We start from the raw sequence: 20,932 nt of genomic DNA, 5'->3' as shown, positions 1-20,932 counted from the left end.
GATGCCTGAGAACGGCAATGGCCCAATGGTGGTGGACGCCGACGGCCACGTGTGCGAGCCGATGGACTTGTGGGAGCGCAACCTGCCCGCGGCGATGCGTGAGGTCGGACCGCGTGTGATCTGGAGCGACAAGCTGGAGACGCAGCAGCTCTGGGTGGAGGACCGCGTCGGCATCCCGATGGGGCTTGCGGGACTCGGCAACGCGGGCACGAAGCTCAACCAGAACTTCGGCAACGCACTGCGCTACGAGGAGCAGAACCCGGCCGGGTTCGACCCGCACGAACGCGTGAAGGTGCTCGACGAGGAGGGCATGCAGATCGCGGTCCTGTACTGCGGCCTCGGTCAGGGGCTCGGTGGCATCAAGGACCCCGCGCTCGCGGTCGCGTGCCACCAGGTGTGGAACGACTGGATGGCCGAGTGGTGCTCCGCCGCGCCCGACCGTCTCGTCGGCTCGGGGATGCTCCCCGCGCAGAACCCAGCCGCGGCCGCGGACGAGGTGCACCGCATCGCGGAGCTCGGCTTGCGCGCGGGCGTGGTTCGACCGAACCCGGCGCTCGGGCGCCAGCTCTGGGACCCGGCGTTCGACCCGATGTACGACGCGCTCGAGGAGCACGGCATCCCGCTCGGCCTGCACGGCGCGGGCATGTTCGACATGGAGGGCGCGAGCAAGCGCATGGGCGACCTCATGGCGCCGGGCACGCATCACGCGCTCATCCTCTTCTTCGACCAGTACCTCCAGCTCGCCAATCTCGTGTACGCGGGTGTCCTCGAACGTCACCCGACGCTCAAGGTCGCGGTGCTCGAGTCGGGCGGCGGTTGGATCGCGCACTGGATGGACCGCATGGACGAGTTCATGGAGGCGTACGACTGGGCACTCAGCAAGCCGCTGTCGCTCACGCCAGCCGAGTACTTCCGGCGCCAGTGCGTCATCAGCTTCGACCCGGGGGAGCACTCGATGCGCGCGATGGCCGACCTCGCGGGAGCCGACAACTTGATCTGGGCATCTGACTTCCCACACTCCGACGCCAAGTACCCGGGTGTCGTCGACGAGCTGCGCGAGCACACCGAAGACATGACGCCCGACCAGCGGGCGAAGCTGTTCGGCACCAACGCCGTGCGCCTCTACGGCATCGAGCACCTGGTCGACTCCCTAGTGGCATAAGGATGCGTCTTTCAGCCCGGAATAGCCGGGTGAGGGACGCACCCATGGGGGGTGGGGGATGCTCGATCTCGTAGTCCGCGGTGGGACGGTCGTCGACGGTAGTGGCGCGCCACCGATCACCGCCGACGTCGGCGTGCGCGACGGTCGCGTGGTCGAGGTCGGGGAGGTCGACGAGGACGCTCGCGAAGTCGTGGATGCCGACGGTTGCGTGGTCGCGCCGGGCTTCATCGACATCCACACGCACTACGACGCGCAGCTGCACTGGGAGCCGACCGCGTCGCCGTCGTCGTGGCACGGCGTGACGTCGGTGATCTGCGGCAACTGCGGGTTCTCCCTCTTCCCCGCGAAGCCCGACGACGTGCCGTGGCTGCTCAAGATGCTCAGCCGCGTGGAGGGGATGAGCCCGGAGACGCTCGCGGCCGGGGTCACGTTCGGAGGTGGTGGGCTCTCCGAGTTCGCCGCAGGTCTCACCGGCCGCATCGGGGTGAACGCCGGGTTCCAGGTCGGCCACTCAGCTGTGCGGCGCCATGTGATGGGCGAGGAGGCCGGCACGCGGGCCGCGACCGACGAGGAGATCGGCGCGATGGGCGACCTCGTGCGCGGCGCGCTCGCCGACGGCGCGGTCGGCTTCACCTCGTCACAGCTCGAGATCCACTCGGACCACGAAGGCCAACCCGTGCCGTCGAACCTCGCGACGCGCGATGAGCTGATCGCGCTTGCCACCGTGGTTGGCGAGTCGCCGCATGGGGTCATCGAGTTCATCCCTTGGTCGAACCTGGAGGGGTACACCGACGAGGATCGTGAGCTCATGCTCGCGATGTGCGACGCGTCGCGGACGGTGATGAACGTGAACCCGGTCCAGCACCTGCCGACCATGCCCGACACCTGGAAGCGCGTCCTCGAGTTCGTCGACGGGGCGCATCGCAAAGGCGCCAGGATCTACCCGCAGTCGGCGACCCAACAGCTACAGGTGTTCTTCGCGCTGCACGACACGTTCTTGTTCGACCAGATGGCGTCGTTCCGCGAGATACTCACGCTCCCACCGGTCGAGCGGGCGGCAAAGCTCAATGACCCGGCGCACCGCGAGGTCATGCGAGCCGAGCTCGCCGATCCCACCGGTCGGGCCTTCGTGTTCAAGTGGGACAACGTGAAGGTGGCGCGTGCGGACGACCACTCCGACTGGGTCGGCAAGACCGTTCCCGAGCTGCGCTCGCTGCTCAGTTCGGGCGACGACCTCGACGCGTTCCTCGACGCCTCGCTGGCCGAAGATCTCCGCACCACGTTCACGCTCGGTGGTTCCCCCGGCCGCCGGAACCACGAGGCGACGGCGGAGATCGTGGCCCACCCCTTTACGTTGCCGGGGAGCAGCGACGCCGGCGCGCACCTCACGTCGTACTGCGGTGTCGACTACACGACCCGCCTGTTCACCGAGTTCGTTCCTGGTTCACTTCCGATCGAGCAGGCGGTCGCGCGTCTCACGGGAATCCCCGCCGCGATGTACGGCCTCACCGACCGCGGGATGCTCCGGCCCGGCGCGTTCGCGGACGTCGTCGTGTGGGACCCGGCGCGCCTCTCATCGGGTGCCACGCGCTGGTCACAGGACTTCCCGGCCGGCGGCGGCCGATTCGTCGTCGACTCGCAGGGCTACGTCGCGCTGATCGTCAACGGCCAGATCGTCCGCCGCGACAATGAAGACACCGGCGCGCGCCCCGGCCAGGTGCTCCGACCCGGCTAGAGGGCACGAGCAAGTGACGCTGAGGTGCCGTATTTCAACCTGAGCGTCACTTGCTGGATGTGGGAGGGCGGCGGTCTTGCCACGGCTTCGCCGCTTCGAGCTGCGCGGCGACGCGAAGGAGCACGTCCTCTCTTCCGTAGGCGGCGACGAGCTGCACGCCGACGGGCATCCCGTCCCCGCCCCAGTGCAACGGCAGCGAGATCGCTGGCTGTCCGGTCACGTTGAACGGCATCGAGAACGACGTGATCGTCATGAGCCGTCCGAGCGTCTTGTCGAGTGGAACGTCCGGGCTGAGCTCGCCGAGCCTTGGAGTCGAGTCGGGCACCATCGGCGTCACGAAGATGTCGTGGCCGTCAGCCCACCACTGCGCGACACGACGCGCGTAGGCCTGGAGACCCTCGACGACATGCACATACTGCGATGCGGTGATTGTGCGCGCCACCTCTACTTGCATCGCATTGAACGGCTCGAGCTCCGTCGATGAGATCTCGCGCCCGAGCTTGGCGCTCCAACGATCCAGCTCACCCGCGATGAACGTGGGGAAGAGCACGCCGATCCCCTCGCCGAACCGCGGGTCGTCGAGCGCGTCGAGCGGAGCGGCTTCCACCACGTGCCCAAGCTCCTCGAGGAGCTTCACCGTCTCGTGCACGGCGGCGACGCCATCGGCATGCGACTGGCCCAGCCCGCCGGTGCGCTCGGTGCGGAACCCGATTCGCAGCTGCCCCGGGTGCGTGCCGACCTCCTCGGCGAACGGACGCACAGGCGGCGGCGCCGTGTAGGGGTCGCCGACGCCCGGCCCGCTGATCGCGTCGAGCACCGCCGCCGTGTCGCGCACCGAGCGCGTGAGCACGTGCTCGTGTGTGGTCATCGCCCAGTACTCGCCGAAGTCAGGGCCGAGCGTGCTGCGCGCCCGTGTCGGCTTGAGCCCGACCACCCCGCACATCGACGCGGGAAAGCGGATCGACCCGCCCATGTCATTGCCGTGCGCGACCGCGACCATGCCCGACGCGACCGCAGCGCCCGCGCCACCACTTGACCCACCGGGAGAGCGGTCGAGGTCCCACGGGTTGTGGGTCGGCCCGTACGCGAGCGGCTCGGTGGTCACCGAAGCCGCCAGCTCAGGAAGGTTGGTCTTGCCGATGATGACGAAGCCGGCGGCGCGGAAGCGCTCGACGAGCCAGGTGTCGCGCGGTTCCACCCACCCGGCGTCCTTCAGCACTTGCATGCCGCAGTGATGCGGGTCGCCCGCCGAGTGCGCGACGGCGTCCTTGAGCAGGAACGGCACGCCGCGGAACGGGCCGTCCGGCAGCGCCGGGTCAGCCGCTTCGGCTCGGGCCTTCTCGCTGCGATCGAAGATCACTGCGTTCAACGCGGGGTTCAGTGCTGCCACTCGGGCGATCGCGGCCTCGGTCAGCTCGGTGGGGGTGACCTCACCCGCGCGCACCAGTGCGGCTTGGCCGGTTGCGTCCAGCCACGCGACGTCGTCCATGGGTGCAGTTCTTAGTCGAGCTACGAGGAGAGCGGATCGAGCGCGCTGCCGGGGTTGCCGCGCGCCGCGGCTTCGAATCGCTTGCGGATCTCGGTGATGTCGGCGAGATAGGCCGCGGTCGTCGTGCTGACGCCGTCATTTCGCACCGACGTCGAACCCTGGAGATACGCGGCGAGTGCAAGCCGCCGGTCGCCGTTGAAGCTCTCCACCTGCGCACGCACGTACCGCGCCATCATGCGGATGTTGTCCTGAGCGTCGGCCGGGTCGAGGGTCGGATCGCCGAGCAGCTCCCCGGCCACGAACACAGCCGTCTCCGGGAGCAGCTGCCCGATGCCGACCGCGCCGGAATCGGGGTTGTATGCCTCGGCGCGCCAGCGCGACTCGCGCCACGCGAGTGCCTCGAGGAGCGCGACGGGCAGGTCGTTCTCACGCGCCGCGCGCTTGAACGCGGATTCCAGGTGGTGCTTCCAGGGCTCCACGAATGCTGGGAGCGTCGAAGGTCGGCGCGGCTCGGCGTCGTCGCCGGTCGAGCCGATCACCAGGAGCACGACGACGGCAACAACGACGTCGAAGGCGACGAGGATCGAGAGCAGCCCGACGATCCGTCGCCGGGTCCCGTAGTCGCGGGCCATAGCCCGCGACTCTTCCATTTCTCTTTGGAAGAGCTGGTTACCCCGCCTTGGCGGCGCGGAAGGCGCGTGCGAGCAACGGGGTCTTGGCTTCGTCGGCCTTCATGCCCGCCGCAAGTCCGATGCGCGTGGGTGCGTCCTCACGAACGTCCCGAAGCTCCCAGTGCACCGGCGGACGGAGACGATCGGCGTGGGCGCGACACAGATCACCGGCGGAGCGCGCACCTGCGTCGTCGAGCGGGCCGAGCCACACGACGCGCTTCAGGCCGTCGAAGTTGAACGTGGCTGCTGCGGGGAGGTTGCATGCGGGTCGCGCGCACATCCTGGCCATCGTTCGAAGGTACCGCCCACTGCTCGCGGCGCCGCGGATGCTGCCGATCGCCCGCAGATTCGGGGTTCTACGGGCCGAAGGTGGCGCACACAGGGTCCGGGATCGCCACGGGACCGAGGACGGCCACGCCCCGCCTCAGTAGAACGACGGGCTGACCCGTCAATGTCACGCGTCGCGGAGGGCGAGATGGGCGGCGTTGGCGCCACAGGCGCCGTGCACACCACCACCGGGATGCGCCGATGCCGACGCGAGGTACAAGCCGCGGACGAACGTGCGCGCACCACCGCGCAGCCCCGGTACCGGGCGCAGGAAGAGCTGCTGGCGGAGTGCCGACGTGCCCCCGCCGAGCGCGCCGCCCACGAGATTGGCGTCCTGTGCTTCGAACGACGTCGGCGTCAGTACGTGGCGCCCCCGCACGAGCGCGCGGAAGCCGGGGGCGCGGCGCTCGATCTCGTCTTCGATGCGGTCGGCGGCGCGTTGCGCGTCGGCGTCGTCCCACCGCCCCGTAATCCCGGCGCCCGCGTCGCCTCGCACCGCTTGGGGAACGTGCGTATACGCCCACAGCGTCTCCGTGCCGGCGGGCGAGCGTGTCGGGTCGGTCGTCGTCATCTGACCGACGACGAGAAACGGGTGTTCGGGAACGAGCCCGTGCTTGATCTGGTCGCAGTATGCGTTGACGTCTTCGAGGGAGTCGGTGACGTGCACCGTGCCCGCGCGCCGCGCTGGCTCAGCGGTCCACGGAACGGTGCCGTCGAGCGCCCAGTCAACCTTCACCGTCGCGTGGTCCCAGCGGAAGCGTTTCAAGCCGCGTCGTACGCGCAAAGGAAGCCGTTCGGTGCCCAGCAGGCCCTGATACAGCGCGGGTGCGGAGGTGTCGGCGAGTACAGCTTTGCCCGCGGTGATCTCGGCGCCTGCTGCGGTGCGCACGCCGACGGCCTTTCCGCCGCGCACCTCGATGTTGGTGACGCTCACGCCACAACGCACCTCACCACCGCGCGCCGTGAGGCGTGCGACGAGCGCGTCGGTCAGTCGGCCCGCGCCACCCTCCGGGACGGGGAACCCGACATCCTGCGCGAGTGAGGCGAGCAGCCAACCGAACAGCGCGCCGGTCGCGGCATCGGGTTCCAGGTCGGTGTGCAAGGTGTTGCCCGCCAGCAACAGGCGCCCACCCTCGCCCTTGAACCCACGAACGGCGCGTCGTAACGACGACAGCGCGTACCGCGTGAGCCACGGGATGTGCACCCCGCCGGCGCGTGCCACTCGTAACGCGCCACGAACCGGCGGGAACGGCGAGAGCAACATCTCCAAGAACGACGGACCGATCTTCGTCCAGCGCCGGTAGAGCGTTCGCCACGTGTCGCCGTCTCCCGGGGCGAACGCGTCGAGCGATGCGGCCGTCGCATCGAGGTCGTTGCGGTCCACGAACGCACACCCGCCAGGCGATGGATGCGCGAGCGGGAGGGGCGCGTGGACCCAGCGAAGCCCGTGCTCCTCCAGGCCGAGCCCTCGCAACACGGGCGACGCGAAGCCGAGTGGATAGAAGGAGCTCCCCCAGTCGGCCACGAACCCGGGGGACACGAGCTCACTGCTGCGAACCGCTCCCCCCGGGTCTGGCTGTGCCTCGAGCACGAACACGCGCCAACCGGCGTCGGCGAGCAAGTTCGCGGCGACCAGCCCGTTCGGCCCCGCCCCGATGACGATCGCGTCGGCGTCGGCCTCCGCCACGCGATGGAGCATACGGGTGCCCTGGCCCGGGGCTCCTACCAGCGCCCGCGTGCGCGGGCGGCCGACGATCGCAGTAGGTTTCCAGCGTTCATAGGGTTGTACCCGAGGGGGAAATCGTGCGGAAGCTCATCGTTGTTCTCAGCACCTTCGCGCTACTGCTCGGGGTCGCGCCGGCTGCCAACGCCGGTGGGAAGGGCCCATTGCAGGTGGCCACCAGCCTCCCTGCGCCTGGCTTCTGGAACGGCGACACGCCCGACACGATCGACGGCGGCTTCGAGTGGGCGCTGGCCGGCGAGCTTGCCGACGCCCTCGGGTACGACGGTTTCGAGCTCAAGAACGTCTCGTTCGGCGGTCTCGTTGCCGGTAAGGCCAAGGGCTTCGACATCGCGCTCTCGCAGGCGAGCATCACCAAGGAGCGCAAGAAGGTTGTCGACTTCTCGACGCCCTATTACATCTCGGACAACGGGATCATGGTCAAAGAGGGCACTGAGGTACCCGACGTCGAGACGGCGCGAACGCTCACGTGGGGTGTGCAGACCGGCTCGACCCACGTCGCCTTCATGAAGAAGAGCCTGAAACCAGACGAGCCGGTCAAGCTCTTCGGGGAGACCACGGAGATGTTCGCCGCGCTGACGGCAGGACAGATCGACGCCGCGATGACCGACACGTCGATCCTCCTCGCGCAGGCGGGTCAACCAGGCTCCGGCTTCGAAGTGGTCGGTCAGTTCAAGGCCACGTCCGGCTTCTACGGCGCCATCTTCGCCAAAGGCTCGAAGCTTCGGCCCAAGGTGAACAAGGTCATCAAGGCGCTCGAAGCCGATGGCACGCTCGAGGCGCTCCTCGAGGAGTGGCTGGTACCGGAGTTCGGCGCCGACCCGAGAACGGTTCCATACCTCGAGCTGTAGGCCGTGGCGGCCCCTGAGAAGCACGACGGGGCAAGCGACCCGATCAACGCGGAGAACCACCGGCGCGCGGTGCGCGCGCTCGCGCTCGCGCTCGCCGTCGTGGTTGGCGTGTTGGTCGGAGCCGCGATCGCGGCGTTGCGGGCCGACCAGACCGACAACGGCTTCCTCGCGTGGTTCTGCCTGACGCTGCCGCTGGGCGTGGCGGCACTGGTCTACGGCCGCCGAGCCGAGACCCGCGTCGTCGAGGTAGACGGGCCGCTCGCCGACGAGCAGCGAGCGCACCTCGCTCGCCGGATCTCCGTTGGCGGGGTGACCCTGGCCTCGCTGCTCGTCTTCGGCCTTGCTGTCTGGACATCGTGGGACGGTCTCGTCGACGTCGCCAACACGTTCTTCTCGTGGAGCCACATCTCCAGCGTGTTGGGCTTGGAGAAGAACGCCGCCGAGCCGCTCGAGTTCGGCGTGGTGCGCGACGCCTTCATGCTCAACGTGCTCGTGTTCATCATCGCCGAGGTGTTCGTGCTCGCGTTGGGGCTCGTCGTGGCGCTCGCCCGGCGACTTCCCGGGCGCGCGGCCGCCCCGCTGCGCTGGCTGGCGGTCGCCTATGTCGACGTCTTCCGCGGGTTGCCGGCGATCGTGACCATCTACCTCATCGTGTTCGGCCTCCCACTCACCGGGCTCCCCATCATCGAGGACTCAGCCGACATCGACTTCGACTTCCTCGGTGTGCACTTCGACCAGGCAGTGGTGCTCGGCATCCTCGCCATCACCCTCGTGTACGGGGCCTACGTCGCCGAGGTGTACCGAGCGGGCATCGAGAGCATCCACTGGAGCCAGCGCGCCGCCGCCCGCGGCCTGGGCCTGTCCGAAGCGCAGTCGATGCGCCACGTCGTGGTCCCGCAGGCCGTCCGAAGGGTGATCCCACCCCTGATGAACGACTTCATCGGGCTGCAGAAGGACACCGCGCTCCTCAACGTGGCGGGGATCTTGGAAGGCTTCAACGTCGCGAGGAACAACGCGAGCAACACCTTCAACCTGTCGGCCGTCACCGGGCTCGGGCTCTGCTTCCTCATCATCACCATCCCGCAGACGCGCATCGTCGACTACCTCGCCCGGCGTGATCAGCGGCGCATGGAAGGCGGCAACCGCATGCTGATCACCACAGGTCGGCCAGGTGCACCCACCGCCGCCCCCGTGAGCACGGGCGGATTGCCCGGATGAGCGCCATCGTCGAGATCCGAGGGCTGGTGAAGCGGTTCGGGTTCAACACCGTGCTCGACGGCATCGACCTCGACGTCGGGGAGCACGAGGTCGTGTGCCTCATCGGCGCTTCGGGCTCGGGGAAGTCGACGCTCCTGCGGTGCGTGAACGGACTCGAGCCGTTGAGCGCCGGGACCGTGACCGTCCTGGGCCGCCGGGTGCTGCAAGACGACATCAAGCTCAACCGACTGCGCCGCGATGTCGGCATCGTGTTCCAGTCGTACAACCTCTTCCCGCACATGACGGTGCTCGACAACGTGACGCTCGCACCGCGCAAGGTGCTGAAGCTCTCGAATGACGACGCCGAGGAACGCGCCCGCGCTCTGCTCGATCGGATCGGTCTCACCGAGAAGGCCGACGCGTACCCCGACAGCCTCTCCGGCGGGCAGCAACAGCGCGTTGCCATCGTGCGCGCCCTCGCCATGCAGCCCAAGCTCATGCTCTTCGACGAGATCACGAGCGCACTCGACCCGGAGCTGGTGAACGAGGTGCTCCTCATGATGAAGGAGCTCGCCCAAGAAGGCATGACGATGATCGTCGCAACGCACGAGATGGCGTTCGCGCGCGACGCCGCGAAGACGGTCTGCTACCTCCACGAGGGAAAGATCCTCGAGCAGGGCCCGCCCAGCCAGATCTTCACCGCCCCCGAGAACGAGCGAACCGCTGAGTTCCTCAAGAGAACGCTAGAGGCCGGCCAGCTGTGAGTCGGTCGGCGGCGCCCCTCCCCGCCGACGAGATCGCGCGCGCGCTCGCACCGCTGGGCCGAGCGTGCATGCTGCCCGGTGCTGCGTACACCGAGGATGCGGTGCTGGCGTGGGAGCGCGAGCATCTCTTCGACGCCGCGTGGATGTGTACGGGTCGTGCGCCCGATACCGAACCCGGTTCGCAATGCGCTGCTTCGATGGGCTGGGGCAGCAGGCTGCTCGTGCGTGACGACAACGGGCAGCTGCGCGCGTTCGCCAACGTGTGCCGGCACCGCGGGCACGAGCTCCTCGCGATCGGTGAGTCCGCCACCCGACCGCAGGTCCGGTGCCCGTACCACGGGTGGACGTACGCACTCGACGGCACGCTCAAGCACGTGACCGGCGGTGACGTGCGGGACCCCGACTCGTGCGCGCTCGGCGAGGTCCGCGCGAACGAATGGCGCGGGTGGGCGTTCGTCAACGCGAGTAGTACGGCCGCGCCGCTCGAGCGCGGACTTGCCGGTCTCGACAAGATCCTCGCTCCCTACGACCCAGGTGGGCTCGTCGCGGTCGAGCGGCGCGAGTACGTGGTCGAAGCCAACTGGAAGGTGCTGCACGAGAACTACCAGGAGTGCCTGCACTGCCCACGAATCCATCCCGAGCTGTGCCGCGTGAGCCCACCGGAAAGTGGCGACAACCTGGCGCCTGGTCCTGCATGGGTCGGTGGATGGATGGACCTGCGCGACGGCGCCGAGACCATGTCCATGACCGGCGAGCTCGTCGGCGCCATCCACCCGGGTCTCGACGAGCTCACCCGGCGCCGCGTCGGGTACTTCGCCGTGCTCCCGAACCTGCTTGTGAGCGCGCATCCCGACTATGTCCTGACGCACCGGTTCGAGCCGTTGACACCGAGCACGACCCGCGTGGAATGCGAATGGTTGGTCGAGCCCGACGTCGACGACATCGGAGGCGCCGTTGAGCTGTGGGACCTCACGAACCGGCAGGACTGGGCCGCGTGCGAATCGGTGCAGCGCGGGCTCGCGTCCGGCGCGTACCGCCCTGGCCCGATCCTCGAGCGCGAGGATGCCGTGCACCACTTCGTGGGGCTCATCGCGGCTGCGTACCTGGGCCGCGCCCCGGCACCGGACTGAACGGAACGGCGTGAGCACGTACGACGTGATGGGCAAGGTCGGGCTGCCGTCCCCCGTGGCCGAGCTCGCGGCCCGAGTGTGGGACGCGATCGTTGTCGGCGGTGGTCACAATGGCCTGACCGCGGCGGCGTACCTCGCCCGAGCCGGGAAGCAGGTGCTCGTGCTCGAGCGCCGCGACCAGCTCGGAGGCGCGTGCACGCTCGAGCAGCCGTTCGCAGACGACCGCTACCTGATGAGCCCGTGCGCGTACCTCGTCGGTCTGCTGCACCCGTTGGTCATCGAGGAGCTCGAGCTCGCCAAGCGCGGCTACCGGACGTTCGTCGCCGAGCCCACTCAATGGACGCCGTTCGACGACGGGACCTCGCTCTACCAGTGGCACGACGATGCCAAGACCCTGCCGTCGCTCGAAGCGCTGGCACCGGCCGACGTGGAGGGCTATCTCGCGTACGACGCACTCTTCGACCGGATCCGCGACACGCTGCGGCGCGGGCCTCGTGGCGACACCTGGATCGGTGACGCGCCCGATCGAGCGGCGCTCGAGGAGCTGTTCGGTGTCGACACGGAGGGGCTCGAAGTCGTGCTCGACGCGCCGATCGCCGACATGGTCGAACGGCACGTCAAGGACGAGCGCGTTCGCTCCGCGCTCCACGTGGAGGGCCTCATCGGCACGTTCGCCGGGCCGCGCGATCCGGGAACCGCCTGGATCCACGCGCACCACAGCCTCGGACTGCTCGGCGGCTGGAGCTACGTGGAAGGGGGCATGGGGCGGGTCGCGTTCTGCCTGGCCGACGCCGCGCGCGACGCGGGCGCGGTCATCGCCGCCGGCGTGCCGGTCGCGGCCATCGTCCCGGGCGAAGGTGTGCTCCTCGAGGGGGGTGAGGCGATCCGCGCGCCCGTCATCGTGAGCAACGCCGACCCGGTGCGCACGCTGAGCCTGATCGACGGCGAGGTCGACGCCGAGTTCGGGCGGCGGATCGGCGCGTGGCGAACTACCAGCCCGGTCATCAAGCTGAACTGTGCCCTCTCGCGTCTTCCCACCTTCACGGCCGCGGGTGGTGATCCGACCGTGTTCCGGGCCCAGGTCGTGATCGGATGTTCGATCGATGCCGCGCAGGCGGCGTGCGACGCGGCCCGCGGCGGCGAGCCGGCGCCGACCTGGTGCGAGCTCTACTTCCAGACGCCGTACGACCCGTCGGTCGCGCCCCCCGGTTCGCACACGATGAGCGTGTTTGCCCAGTACGCGCCCTACGAGCTGGCCACCGGCACGTGGGAGGAGCGTCGCGAGGAGATCGCCGACGCGGTCGTCGGCGTGATCGCCGCCCACGCGCCCGACATCGCCGACTGTGTGGTCGAGCGCCAGGTGCTCGGCCCCCCGGATGTGGAGGAGCGCATCGGCCTCACGGGGGGCCACATCTTCCAGGGCGAGTGCCTGCCTGACCAGATGTGGGAACACCGGTTTGCGCCCCGCACCCCCGTCCCTGGCCTCTACCTCTGCGGAGCCGCCACCCATCCGGGCGGCTCGGTGATGGCCGTGAACGGACGAAATGCGGCCATGGCGGTGCTGGCCGACCATCACCCCTAGGGCGGTTTGTCCGCATTCCCCCGATTTGTGGCGTGACATGGGCCACGCCAGGGGGATTCGAATGGCCCAAATGCGGAAGTCACCGCGGACCCTCGGTAGGGTCGTGGTGGAGCTTCTTGCGCCAGATTTCGTAGGGTTCGAGAAGTTCCTCCCCTCAAATCCCAATTCTTCGGTCGCGCGCGCGCGTCCGAGGGAAGGAGCACCGCATGCGAATCCGACGGTTCAGCCCCCCGTCGACCGCGACGCCTGCGTCCGACCATCCGCCCCATGCGGGGCAGCCAACCGCCGCCCGTGCACCCAACCGGCGCTTCGTCCGGTCCGGACGGCTGGTCCCCGTCCTCGTCGCGGTGCTCGTCGTGGCGGGCTGTGGCCCCCGCCCGAGCGCCGGGCCCAGCAAGTACGTCGGGCCGACCGCCCTGGTCGCCAACGCGGTCAAGGCGGCATTCGGTCCGTACGGCCCTGCAGTCGTCAAGCAGGCCTTCAACGTGTCCCAATGCGAGTCTGGGTGGGTCCCCACCGCCGGCGCAGGCAGCTACCACCAGGGCCTGTTCCAGCTGGGCCGCCACATCGTGGCGATCCAGAGCTACGGCGGGAACTTCCTCGACCCGTACCAGAACGCCCTGGCCGCCCGTGATCTCTACGTGTCACGGGGTCACTCGTGGTCGGCTTGGGGCTGTCGAGCCTGACGCCCAGGCGGTGTTCCCGCCGCGGGAAGGGTCCGGCCCATCGCGGGGTTGACCCCGGTAAGGCCACCAGGCCCCCACCCGAGCGTGCCCTCGTCCGACCCCCCCTTGGACGGGGGCACGCCCGCGTCCCGGCTCGTACGGTGATCGCACATGACCGTCCCCAGAGGTGACCGTCCGTGCCGCAGGTACCCTGCGGCCCGAAGCCGGTCGCCGAAGTGGAGAGGCGCGGCCCGGCCCGCAGGGCCATGAGCGGGAAAGACCTGGCCGAGTTCGCGTTCACCGACGTCGGCCCGTGGGTGGTGGAGATCGATCGCTTGGAGTGGTGCGACGCGCTCGCTGACGTGCGCGCGAGCACCGCGGTCGAGGCCGCGCGCTTGCTCCGGCGTCGCCGGGTGCCACCCATTTGGCGCGTGCTGCGGGTCTTGGGTGGGCTGGCTCGAGCGCTCGTGGTCTGGCGCGTTCGCGAGCGGGGGACGCCGCGGTCGCGGGCGGGGATCTCGCGGCGCCTGCGGCTCGCGTTCGAGCGCCTCGGGTCCACGTACGTGAAGCTCGGGCAGATCGTGTCGGCGTTCGAAGGGCTCTTCCCCGACGAGCTCGTGAACGAGTTCAAGCGCCTCCGCGACCAGGTACCCCCCGAGCGCTTCCGAGACATCCGCGCGCTGGTGGAGCAGGAGCTCGGTGCACCGCTCTCCCACGTGTTTGCCGAGTTCGACGAGGCCCCGATCGCGGCCGCGTCGATCGCGCAGGTGCATGCGGCGCGCCTGGTCACCGGCGAGGACGTGGTCGTGAAGGTCCAGCGCCCCCGCGTCGGCGCCCTCGTGCGGGCCGACCTGCGTGCGCTCGCGTGGATCGGCCCGCACCTCGTGGGTCGGATCCCTGTGGCCGCGCTGGCCAACCCGCCGGCGCTGGTGGAGCTGTTCGCCGAGCAGGTCACCGAGGAGCTCGACTTTCGGCTCGAGGCGCAGAACATGCTCGACCTCGCCCGGGTCTTCGCGGCCACCGATCAACGCACGATGGTCGTACCCCGGCCTCACCCCGTGCTGGTCACCCGCCGGGTGCTCGTGATGGAGCGCATGCGCGGCTTCGCGTTCGACGACGTGGAGTCGATGCAGGCCGCGGGTGTGGACACGAGCGCGGTCCTGCACGCCGGACTCATCGCGTGCCTCGAGGGGGCGATGATCTACGGCGTCTTCCACGGCGACTTGCACGGCGGGAACCTGCTCGTCGACGAGACGGGTCGTACCGTCTTGTTCGACTTCGGCATCACCGGCCGCCTGACCGAAGCCCAGCGCCTCGCGTTCCTGCGCCTCCTGCTCTCGGGGACGTCGGGTGATGTGAAGGGTCAGCTCACCGCGCTGCGCGACCTCGGGGCGTTCCCGATCGATACTGACCTCGACGCGGTGTTCCTCGACCTCGAGCTCGACCAGCCCGTCAAGGACCCGACCTTGATGTCGGCCGACGAGCTCGTCAGCGAGCTCCAAGGCCTGATGACCAAGCTGCTCGGCTACGGCACCCGCGCGCCGAAAGAGCTCATGCTCTTCGTGAAGGACTTGATGTACCTGAACGCGGCGACGGCGACCTTGGACCCCGACCTGGACCTCATCGCCGAGATCGTCAACGTGCACCAGTACTTCCTCACCACCCACGGTGAGCGCCTCATGCGGGAGATCGGTGAGGCCGCCATGCGCCCGCCCGACCCCGACGCCATCAAGGCCGGCTTCCTCGTGCCGGCCGACGTGGAGCGCCTCACGTTCGCCGACCTCCAGGAGCGCCGCCGGACGATCCTCGCCCGCATGGGGGAGAAATCCCCGGGCCGGAAGCGCCGGGCTACTTGAACGAACGCTCAAGCAAGTCTAGATTGGCCTGATGAGCGCGCGCACCGCCACGGCGGGCGCGACCCGGGACCGGATCGTCGACACCGCGTTGCGCCTCTTCTCGGAACGGGGTACGGCCGCGGTCAGCGTCCGGGAGCTGGCCGACGCGGCCGGCGTCACGGTGCCGGGGCTCTACTACCACTTCGCCTCCAAGGCCGAGCTGATCCGCGAGGTGTACCGATCCAAGGGGTTCGGCCAGCCGCTCGAGGCGTTCGCTCCTCCCGTAGCGAGGGGGCTCGAAGCGCGTGTCGTCGAGCAGGCCCGCAAGGAGTTCGCGCGGTTCGTCGTGAACGCAGAGTTCCTGCGCCACATGCAACGCGAATCGGTGCTCGGTGACGAGGACGCCCGAGAGGTGGGGACCGCCCTCGCAACCCAGTGGCGCGAACGATGGCGGCTCGTCCTCGCCGGCTCAGCGGATGTGGCCCTCGACGCCGACCTCGACGCGGCCGCCGACTGCATCGCCACGCTGTTGTGGGGGCTCTTCTTCGACTACCTGAACAACGGCGACGCCGACTCGATCGTCACGCGAATCGACGCGTTCGCCCGCCTGGTGGTGCCAGGCCTCACGGGCGGTTTGTCGTGAGCCCGCCGACCACCGCTGCGGCCCGATATGCGTCGGGCGTCCCGGCGATGACCGACTACGCGGCGCGCCTGTCGAAGAAGCGCGTGGTCCTCACGACGGCCGCGGTGATCTCGGGTATGTTCCTTGCGTCCGTCGACGGCACGATCGTGTCGACCGCGATGCCCACGATCGCCGGCGATCTGAAGGGCATCGACGCGTACGCGTGGGTGTTCTCGGGCTTCCTGCTCGCGGAGATCGCCACCATCCCGCTGTGGGGGCGCCTCTCCGACATGTTCGGGCGCAAGCCGATCTTCCTCACCGGCATGATCATCTTCCTGCTCGGCTCCGTGTTGAGCGGCATGTCACAGTCGATGACCGAGCTCGTGCTCTTCCGGGCACTCCAAGGGCTTGGCGCCGGGTGCATCCTCCCTGTTGCGCAGACGATCAGCGCCGACCTGTACACGATGGAGCAGCGAGCGAAGGTCGCCGCCGTGTACTCGGGCGTGTTCGCGTTCTCTTCCGTGCTCGGGCCGTTCCTCGGCGGGTTCATCACCGACAACCTCTCGTGGCGCTGGGTGTTCTACGTGAACCTGCCCGTGGGCATCCTGGCCATCGCGCTCGTGGTCTTCGTGATGGTCGAGCCGCTCGAGCGCAGACGCCGACATCAGTTCGACTGGCTGGGCGTCATGACGCTGCTCGGGTGGAGCGGCGCGCTCGTGTTCGCGCTCGAGTCGGGTGGGCGCCAGTACCCGTGGGGATCGATCGAGGTGGTGGGCTCCTTCGTGGCGGCCGCGGCGCTCTTCGCCGCGTTCGTGGTCGTCGAGCGGCGCGCAGCCGAGCCGCTGATCCCGTTCTCGTTGTTCCGAGTGCCGGCGCTGCGGGCCGCGGCCATCGTCACGATGTTCCTCGGCATGTCCATGTTCGGCGTCCTGTCGTTCCTCCCGCTGTATGGCCGCACCGTGCTGCACGAGTCAGCCACCGGATCGGGCCGCATCCTCATCCCCCTGCTGTTGGCCATGGTCATCGGCTCCGGCTTCGGCGCCAGGATCGTGCTCAAGGTTGGCTTCCGCCTGGTGGTCACCGTGGGCGCGAGCCTCGTGGTCGCCGGCACGCTCTTGCTCACGCGGTTAACGGTGGACTCGTCACAGCTCGCTCTGAGCGGATACCTCGTGGTGCTCGGCACCGGCATGGGGCTCGTGTTCATGTCCACTTCCTTGGCTGCGCAGAACTCCGTGACCACGGAGCAGATGGGCGTGTCGACGGGGCTCATCAACTTCACCCGTCAGCTCGGTGGTGCGGTTGGCATCGCGATCGCGGCGTCGGTCTTGCTCACCAGCGTGACGAGCCGGCTCGAGGAGGCCTTCGGCAGTGCCGGGTTCAACACGTCGGAGCTCCTTACGCCCAGCGATCAAGCGGCGCAGATGACGCCGGCCACCGAGCGCATCGTGAGCGAGGCGTTCGCGGGGGCGTTGCACCACACGTTCTGGGTCGCGGTTGCCGTCGCGATCATCGGCCTGATCTGCACACGGATGATGCCGAGGGGATCGGCGGCGGCCATTCGCGACAAGGCGCGTTCCGACGCAAAGCTCGACGCCGTCGGTCCCGACGGCGAGACCTTCGCAGTTGCGCGGCAAACTTGATGCGTAGGCGAGCGTGCCCGTAGGGACGACGAGGGTATCCCGCGTCGAGTGAGCGCGACATGGAGGTGACATGCCGGAGCTTCCGCAGATGCAGGCGCTCGCCGAGCGCTTGGACGAAGCAATCCGTGGCCGCGTCCTCGAGGCGTACGAGCCGCTCGGCTTCACCGCGCTGAAGACCGTCACGCCCGCGCCCGACTCGCTCGTGGGGCGAACGCTCGAAGGCGTGGGGCGACGCGGCAAGTTCCTCGTCATGGAGTGGGGCGACGGCCTGCGCATGTTGCTGCATTTGTCGCAAGCCGGCCGCGTCGACGTGGAAGACAAGTCCAAGAAGACGCGCCCGAAGGGCTCGGTCGTGCGGCTCCGTTTCGCCGAAGGGCCGGCGGTGCTCGTGCGTGAGCACGGAACCGAGCGCAAGGCCGCGTGGTGGGTGCTCGCGCCCGGTGACGACGGGCCGCTCGATCGTCTCGGGCCCGAACCCGACTCAGATGACTTCGCTGAGCTCGTGATGCACGGCGACGACAAGCGGCGCATCCACACCTGGCTGCGCGACCAGCGCACGGTGGTCGGGGTGGGCAGGGGTTACTCGGACGACGCTCTCTGGCGGGCGCAGCTCTCGCCGTACGCCACGTTGGTGCAGCTCGACGCTGAAGAACGCAAGCGATTGCTGGACGCGGTGCGAAGCGTGCTGGCCGACGGCCTCACCAAGGAGCGCGAGCGCACTGGTGGATTGTCAGAACCCAAGCTCGGCACCAACTTTGAGATCCACGGCCGCGCGGGAACCGCGTGCCCGCGCTGCGGCGAGGACCTCAAGCGCGTGTCGTACGAGTCCCACGAAGTGGCCTACTGCCCGAACTGCCAAACCAAAGGCAAAGTCCTCGCGGACCGAAGGCTGTCGCGCCTGCTGAAGTAGGCCTCACCAACCCCGCGTGCCGGGGCCCCCCTTGAAGGGACCGTCAACGTCGGCGGTGATCCAACCGCCGTAGAAGTCGCCGGGTTGGGGGGTGACGAGCTCGTCGTCCACGTAGCACTCGTCCACGCGTGACGCGTAGAACGCGACGTAGCCCGTGATCGGCTCGAAGGCAGGGCTGGGGGTGTCATAGCCCCATGCGGCCTCGGTAGCGACGCAACCACCACCGCGCACCGTGAAGTAGTGGGCGCGTCCCTTGAACTCGCAGAACGACGAGCCCTTCGCCGCTTCGAGTGCGCCAGCGCGCACGTCGTCTGACGGGAAGTAGTAGTTCGGCGGATGGCTGGTCTCGAGCACCCGGTACGCGCGACTGGTCTCGGCGACCACGTCGCCACCCAGCACGACTGTCAGGTGCTTGTCGGTCGGCTCGAGGCGCGGCGGACGCGGGTAGTCCCAGACCGATTCCTTGGTGCGCTCAGGCATCGCGGACGAGCTCGCACACTTGCGCGAGCCGTTCGAACGAGCGCAGCACCTCGTCCTGATCGTCGACCAGGTGACGGACGATGACGTCGGTGTAGCCCATCTCTGCGTACGCGGCAAGGCTCTCGGCCACTTCTTCGGCGCTGCCGTAGGTGCATGCTTCCGGGCGGAAGCCGCGGTACCCGGCCGCGATGACCGGCTCGGCCAGGCGCGCGGCGTCGGCGGAATCGGTGCCGAGATGAACGTCGCGACGTATGGCGACCGCCGTCGGCGCGCGGCCATGGCGCTCGCACGCCGCGCGGTACTCCTCCGCCTGGTCGCGCGCCTCGTCGGGAATCACGCCCGCGTCGGCGATCCAGCCGTCGCCAAGGCGGGCCGCGCGATCGATCCCCCGCGCCGCGGTGGCACCGATCCAGACCTCGACGGGGTCGCTCGGTACGGGTGCGATTCGCGCTTCGCGGACTTGGTACGGCTCGTCCATGTTCACCTTCTCGCCCGCGAGCAACCGGCGGATGATGTCGAGTCCGGCCTCGAAGCGTGACGGGCGCGTCCGCTCGCTCTGGCCCATGGCCGCGAACTGGTGCTCACCCCCGCCGATCGCGCACTGGAGGATGAAGCGACCCTTGGCGATCGACGCCAACGTGCCGAGCTGCTCCGCGGCGAGCACGGGCGGCCACAACGGGAGGAGCATGAGCACGCCCGCGGGCCGATCGTCCCAGTCGGCGAGGAGGCGGCCCATCATCGGAACATTCTGGTAGTAGGGGAATGGGCCGGTCGCGTGATGGTCGCCGATGAACAGCGAGTCGAGGCCTGCGTCACGCGCCGCAACGGCGCGCTCGATCACCCACTGCGCGCCGAGTCGGTGATCACCGGGCGCGTACGCGGTCCGCAGGGACGCACCGACACGCATGGCCGGAGGCTACCGACCGCCGCGATGGGGTGTTCAGCTGGTGCGAATCGGGCCCGTGTCGACGACCTCGAAGGCGGCGCCGGGCACGTTCTTGAGCTGGTTCAGGTCGTTGTCGTTCCAGCGCGAGTCGGCCGCGCCGGTGATGAACCAGTTCGAGCCGTTGTCCGCGTTGATCAGCCCGTACTTCTTCAGCGCCTCGAGGATCACGCGCGCCTGACCGGTGTAGCCCGAGATGTCGTAGCTCGCGGCGAGGCGCAGACGCAGCCCCATCGGCGGGCGATTCGGGTTCGTGCTCGATGACGCGAAGTGTGTCGCCGGGTAGATGAAGCCGCGCTGGGTCGCGTTGAAGGTGACGCGCAGCGCGTGGTCGATCTCACCCGCCGCGACCTCGTCGTAGCGGGCGAGGCCGGCGAAGATCGGCAGGCCCGCAGCGTCGGCCGAAGTCCACGTGTTCGGCCGGAGTGCGTTGGAGTTCAGGTCCCACTTGGCCCCGTTGCTCGCGTCCCAGCGATTCGACCGAGGCCACGCGTTGTACATCTCGTAGAGCTTGCAGTTGTCGCGGTCGATCGAGATCACGTGCCGGTCGCTACCGCCCTCGACCGGTGCACCGAGCGGAACCGGGTACGGACCAGGATCACTCTCGCCCGGCCAGTCCACGAACGTCACCGGCACCGTCGGCTCCGTTCCCGCCACCGTGACGTAGGGGATTCCGTAAGCGCCGCCTCCACCGAAGTCGGCGTGCAGGAAGTCGCCGCCGTCGGCGCCGATCTGTGAGAGGTAGTTGGCGCTGTTCGGATGCAGCGGAGCTGCGGAGATGTCGGTGTTCCACGCGTTGTCGGCGGGGAAGACAGGGCACGAGCCGAGCGAAGCGTTCTGGTCGCCCGTTCTCGGCGGCGAGCTCAGCGGTGCGGGCGGAGGCGGCTTCGGGGGCGCCGGGCGGCATGCCGCGCCGAGTGCCATGACCAGCACGGCCAGCACGGGCAACACCGATCGACCCCACCGCTTCATGCAGCGAGTATCGGCTGCGAGCGGCCCGGATCTGGAGCGCAGCCCCGTGACCAGCACCTCTCCAGAGGGTCGGTAGCCAACATTCCGCTCTTGGCGTTGCGCGCCGGGCCGCGAGGCCACGGCTACGTGCGCCGCAGGGTACCTGCGACGCGGTCGGTAGCCAACATTCCGCTCTTGGCGCTGCGCGCCGGGCCGCTGGGCCACGGCTACCTGCGC

The 20,932-nt window shown here is 69.1% G+C and carries 19 protein-coding genes; 12 read left to right on the top strand and 7 right to left on the bottom strand.

Annotated elements, in window-relative coordinates:
* The first annotated feature begins 1 nt into the window (after window position 1).
* Together WEE69_11205 and WEE69_11200 are read left to right on the top strand one after the other, a co-directional pair.
* Window positions 2-1,162 carry an amidohydrolase family protein gene (locus WEE69_11205; protein MEX1145861.1) on the top strand — a complete coding sequence of 387 codons (1,161 nt, stop codon included), beginning with the start codon at window positions 2-4 and terminating at the stop codon, window positions 1,160-1,162.
* Between the two features lie 58 nt (window positions 1,163-1,220).
* Complete coding sequence (locus tag WEE69_11200) at window positions 1,221-2,897, top strand: amidohydrolase family protein (protein MEX1145860.1); 1,677 nt, start codon at window positions 1,221-1,223, stop codon at window positions 2,895-2,897.
* Window positions 2,898-2,943: 46 nt separating this feature from the next.
* On the opposite strand, the gene WEE69_11195 is transcribed toward WEE69_11200, so the two are convergent.
* From WEE69_11195 to WEE69_11180, 4 genes are all read right to left on the bottom strand, one after another.
* A complete protein-coding gene (locus WEE69_11195; protein ID MEX1145859.1) occupies window positions 2,944-4,386 on the bottom strand; it encodes an amidase in 1,443 nt (480 codons plus the stop codon).
* 20 nt (window positions 4,387-4,406) lie between these two features.
* Window positions 4,407-5,018 (bottom strand): lytic transglycosylase domain-containing protein, encoded by a 612-nt coding sequence (locus tag WEE69_11190; protein ID MEX1145858.1) that lies wholly within the window; start codon window positions 5,016-5,018, stop codon window positions 4,407-4,409.
* Window positions 5,019-5,055: 37 nt separating this feature from the next.
* Window positions 5,056-5,346, bottom strand: a complete 291-nt coding sequence (locus WEE69_11185) for a DUF3499 family protein (protein MEX1145857.1) — start codon at window positions 5,344-5,346, stop codon at window positions 5,056-5,058.
* Window positions 5,347-5,511: 165 nt separating this feature from the next.
* Window positions 5,512-7,071, bottom strand: a complete 1,560-nt coding sequence (locus tag WEE69_11180) for an NAD(P)/FAD-dependent oxidoreductase (GenBank protein ID MEX1145856.1) — start codon at window positions 7,069-7,071, stop codon at window positions 5,512-5,514.
* 116 nt (window positions 7,072-7,187) lie between these two features.
* Between WEE69_11180 and WEE69_11175 the strand changes: the two genes are divergently transcribed.
* The 10 genes from WEE69_11175 to WEE69_11130 all read left to right on the top strand — a co-directional run bounded on the left by WEE69_11175 (window position 7,188) and on the right by WEE69_11130 (window position 18,321).
* Window positions 7,188-7,976, top strand: coding sequence for an ABC transporter substrate-binding protein (locus WEE69_11175; protein ID MEX1145855.1), 789 nt, complete (start codon window positions 7,188-7,190; stop codon window positions 7,974-7,976).
* Between the two features lie 3 nt (window positions 7,977-7,979).
* The gene (locus tag WEE69_11170; GenBank protein ID MEX1145854.1) at window positions 7,980-9,194 is read left to right on the top strand and encodes an amino acid ABC transporter permease; all 1,215 of its coding nucleotides are present in this window, start codon (window positions 7,980-7,982) and stop codon (window positions 9,192-9,194) included.
* On the top strand, window positions 9,191-9,937 hold the full coding sequence (locus WEE69_11165) for an amino acid ABC transporter ATP-binding protein (GenBank protein ID MEX1145853.1): 747 nt from the start codon (window positions 9,191-9,193) through the stop codon (window positions 9,935-9,937). The genes WEE69_11170 and WEE69_11165 overlap by 4 nt, the downstream gene beginning before the upstream one ends.
* Window positions 9,934-11,067: an aromatic ring-hydroxylating dioxygenase subunit alpha gene (locus tag WEE69_11160; protein ID MEX1145852.1), complete on the top strand. Its 1,134-nt coding sequence runs from the start codon at window positions 9,934-9,936 to the stop codon at window positions 11,065-11,067. Before WEE69_11165 ends, WEE69_11160 begins: the two co-directional genes overlap by 4 nt.
* Window positions 11,068-11,077: 10 nt before the next feature.
* Window positions 11,078-12,649, top strand: a complete 1,572-nt coding sequence (locus WEE69_11155) for an NAD(P)/FAD-dependent oxidoreductase (GenBank protein MEX1145851.1) — start codon at window positions 11,078-11,080, stop codon at window positions 12,647-12,649.
* Window positions 12,650-12,855: 206 nt separating this feature from the next.
* Window positions 12,856-13,335 carry a hypothetical protein gene (locus WEE69_11150; GenBank protein MEX1145850.1) on the top strand — a complete coding sequence of 160 codons (480 nt, stop codon included), beginning with the start codon at window positions 12,856-12,858 and terminating at the stop codon, window positions 13,333-13,335.
* A 245-nt stretch (window positions 13,336-13,580) separates the two neighbouring features.
* Complete coding sequence (locus tag WEE69_11145) at window positions 13,581-15,170, top strand: AarF/UbiB family protein (protein MEX1145849.1); 1,590 nt, start codon at window positions 13,581-13,583, stop codon at window positions 15,168-15,170.
* A gap of 31 nt (window positions 15,171-15,201) precedes the next feature.
* On the top strand, window positions 15,202-15,792 hold the full coding sequence (locus tag WEE69_11140) for a helix-turn-helix domain-containing protein (GenBank protein MEX1145848.1): 591 nt from the start codon (window positions 15,202-15,204) through the stop codon (window positions 15,790-15,792).
* The gene (locus WEE69_11135) at window positions 15,789-17,411 is read left to right on the top strand and encodes an MDR family MFS transporter (GenBank protein ID MEX1145847.1); all 1,623 of its coding nucleotides are present in this window, start codon (window positions 15,789-15,791) and stop codon (window positions 17,409-17,411) included. The genes WEE69_11140 and WEE69_11135 overlap by 4 nt, the downstream gene beginning before the upstream one ends.
* A 70-nt stretch (window positions 17,412-17,481) precedes the next feature.
* Entirely contained in the window at window positions 17,482-18,321 is an 840-nt protein-coding gene (locus WEE69_11130; protein MEX1145846.1) for a DNA-formamidopyrimidine glycosylase family protein, read from the top strand.
* Window positions 18,322-18,324: 3 nt separating this feature from the next.
* On the opposite strand, the gene WEE69_11125 is transcribed toward WEE69_11130, so the two are convergent.
* Genes WEE69_11125 through WEE69_11115 form a run of 3 tightly spaced genes read right to left on the bottom strand, consistent with a single transcriptional unit; the run spans window position 18,325 to window position 20,716 of the window.
* Window positions 18,325-18,801: a DUF427 domain-containing protein gene (locus tag WEE69_11125; GenBank protein ID MEX1145845.1), complete on the bottom strand. Its 477-nt coding sequence runs from the start codon at window positions 18,799-18,801 to the stop codon at window positions 18,325-18,327.
* Entirely contained in the window at window positions 18,794-19,708 is a 915-nt protein-coding gene (locus WEE69_11120; protein MEX1145844.1) for an LLM class flavin-dependent oxidoreductase, read from the bottom strand. The genes WEE69_11125 and WEE69_11120 overlap by 8 nt, the downstream gene beginning before the upstream one ends.
* A 33-nt stretch (window positions 19,709-19,741) precedes the next feature.
* Window positions 19,742-20,716, bottom strand: coding sequence for a hypothetical protein (locus WEE69_11115; GenBank protein MEX1145843.1), 975 nt, complete (start codon window positions 20,714-20,716; stop codon window positions 19,742-19,744).
* Window positions 20,717-20,932 lie beyond the last annotated feature (216 nt).

Source organism: Acidimicrobiia bacterium (assembly GCA_040881685.1).
Taxonomy (GTDB): domain Bacteria; phylum Actinomycetota; class Acidimicrobiia; order IMCC26256; family PALSA-555; genus SHVJ01.
This window is presented reverse-complemented; position numbering and strand designations above follow the sequence as displayed.

Bases quoted from the DNA above. Each gene is read 5' to 3' on its own strand.
- WEE69_11115 (MEX1145843.1), bottom strand. From the start codon at position 20,716: ATGAAGCGGTGGGGTCGATCGGTGTTGCCCGTGCTGGCCGTGCTGGTC.
- WEE69_11120 (MEX1145844.1), bottom strand. From the start codon at position 19,708: ATGCGTGTCGGTGCGTCCCTGCGGACCGCGTACGCGCCCGGTGATCAC.
- WEE69_11200 (MEX1145860.1), top strand. From the start codon at position 1,221: ATGCTCGATCTCGTAGTCCGCGGTGGGACGGTCGTCGACGGTAGTGGC.
- WEE69_11190 (MEX1145858.1), bottom strand. From the start codon at position 5,018: ATGGCCCGCGACTACGGGACCCGGCGACGGATCGTCGGGCTGCTCTCG.
- WEE69_11185 (MEX1145857.1), bottom strand. From the start codon at position 5,346: ATGGCCAGGATGTGCGCGCGACCCGCATGCAACCTCCCCGCAGCAGCC.
- WEE69_11130 (MEX1145846.1), top strand. From the start codon at position 17,482: ATGCCGGAGCTTCCGCAGATGCAGGCGCTCGCCGAGCGCTTGGACGAA.
- WEE69_11165 (MEX1145853.1), top strand. From the start codon at position 9,191: ATGAGCGCCATCGTCGAGATCCGAGGGCTGGTGAAGCGGTTCGGGTTC.
- WEE69_11195 (MEX1145859.1), bottom strand. From the start codon at position 4,386: ATGGACGACGTCGCGTGGCTGGACGCAACCGGCCAAGCCGCACTGGTG.
- WEE69_11125 (MEX1145845.1), bottom strand. From the start codon at position 18,801: ATGCCTGAGCGCACCAAGGAATCGGTCTGGGACTACCCGCGTCCGCCG.
- WEE69_11205 (MEX1145861.1), top strand. From the start codon at position 2: ATGCCTGAGAACGGCAATGGCCCAATGGTGGTGGACGCCGACGGCCAC.
- WEE69_11150 (MEX1145850.1), top strand. From the start codon at position 12,856: ATGCGAATCCGACGGTTCAGCCCCCCGTCGACCGCGACGCCTGCGTCC.
- WEE69_11140 (MEX1145848.1), top strand. From the start codon at position 15,202: ATGAGCGCGCGCACCGCCACGGCGGGCGCGACCCGGGACCGGATCGTC.
- WEE69_11145 (MEX1145849.1), top strand. From the start codon at position 13,581: ATGAGCGGGAAAGACCTGGCCGAGTTCGCGTTCACCGACGTCGGCCCG.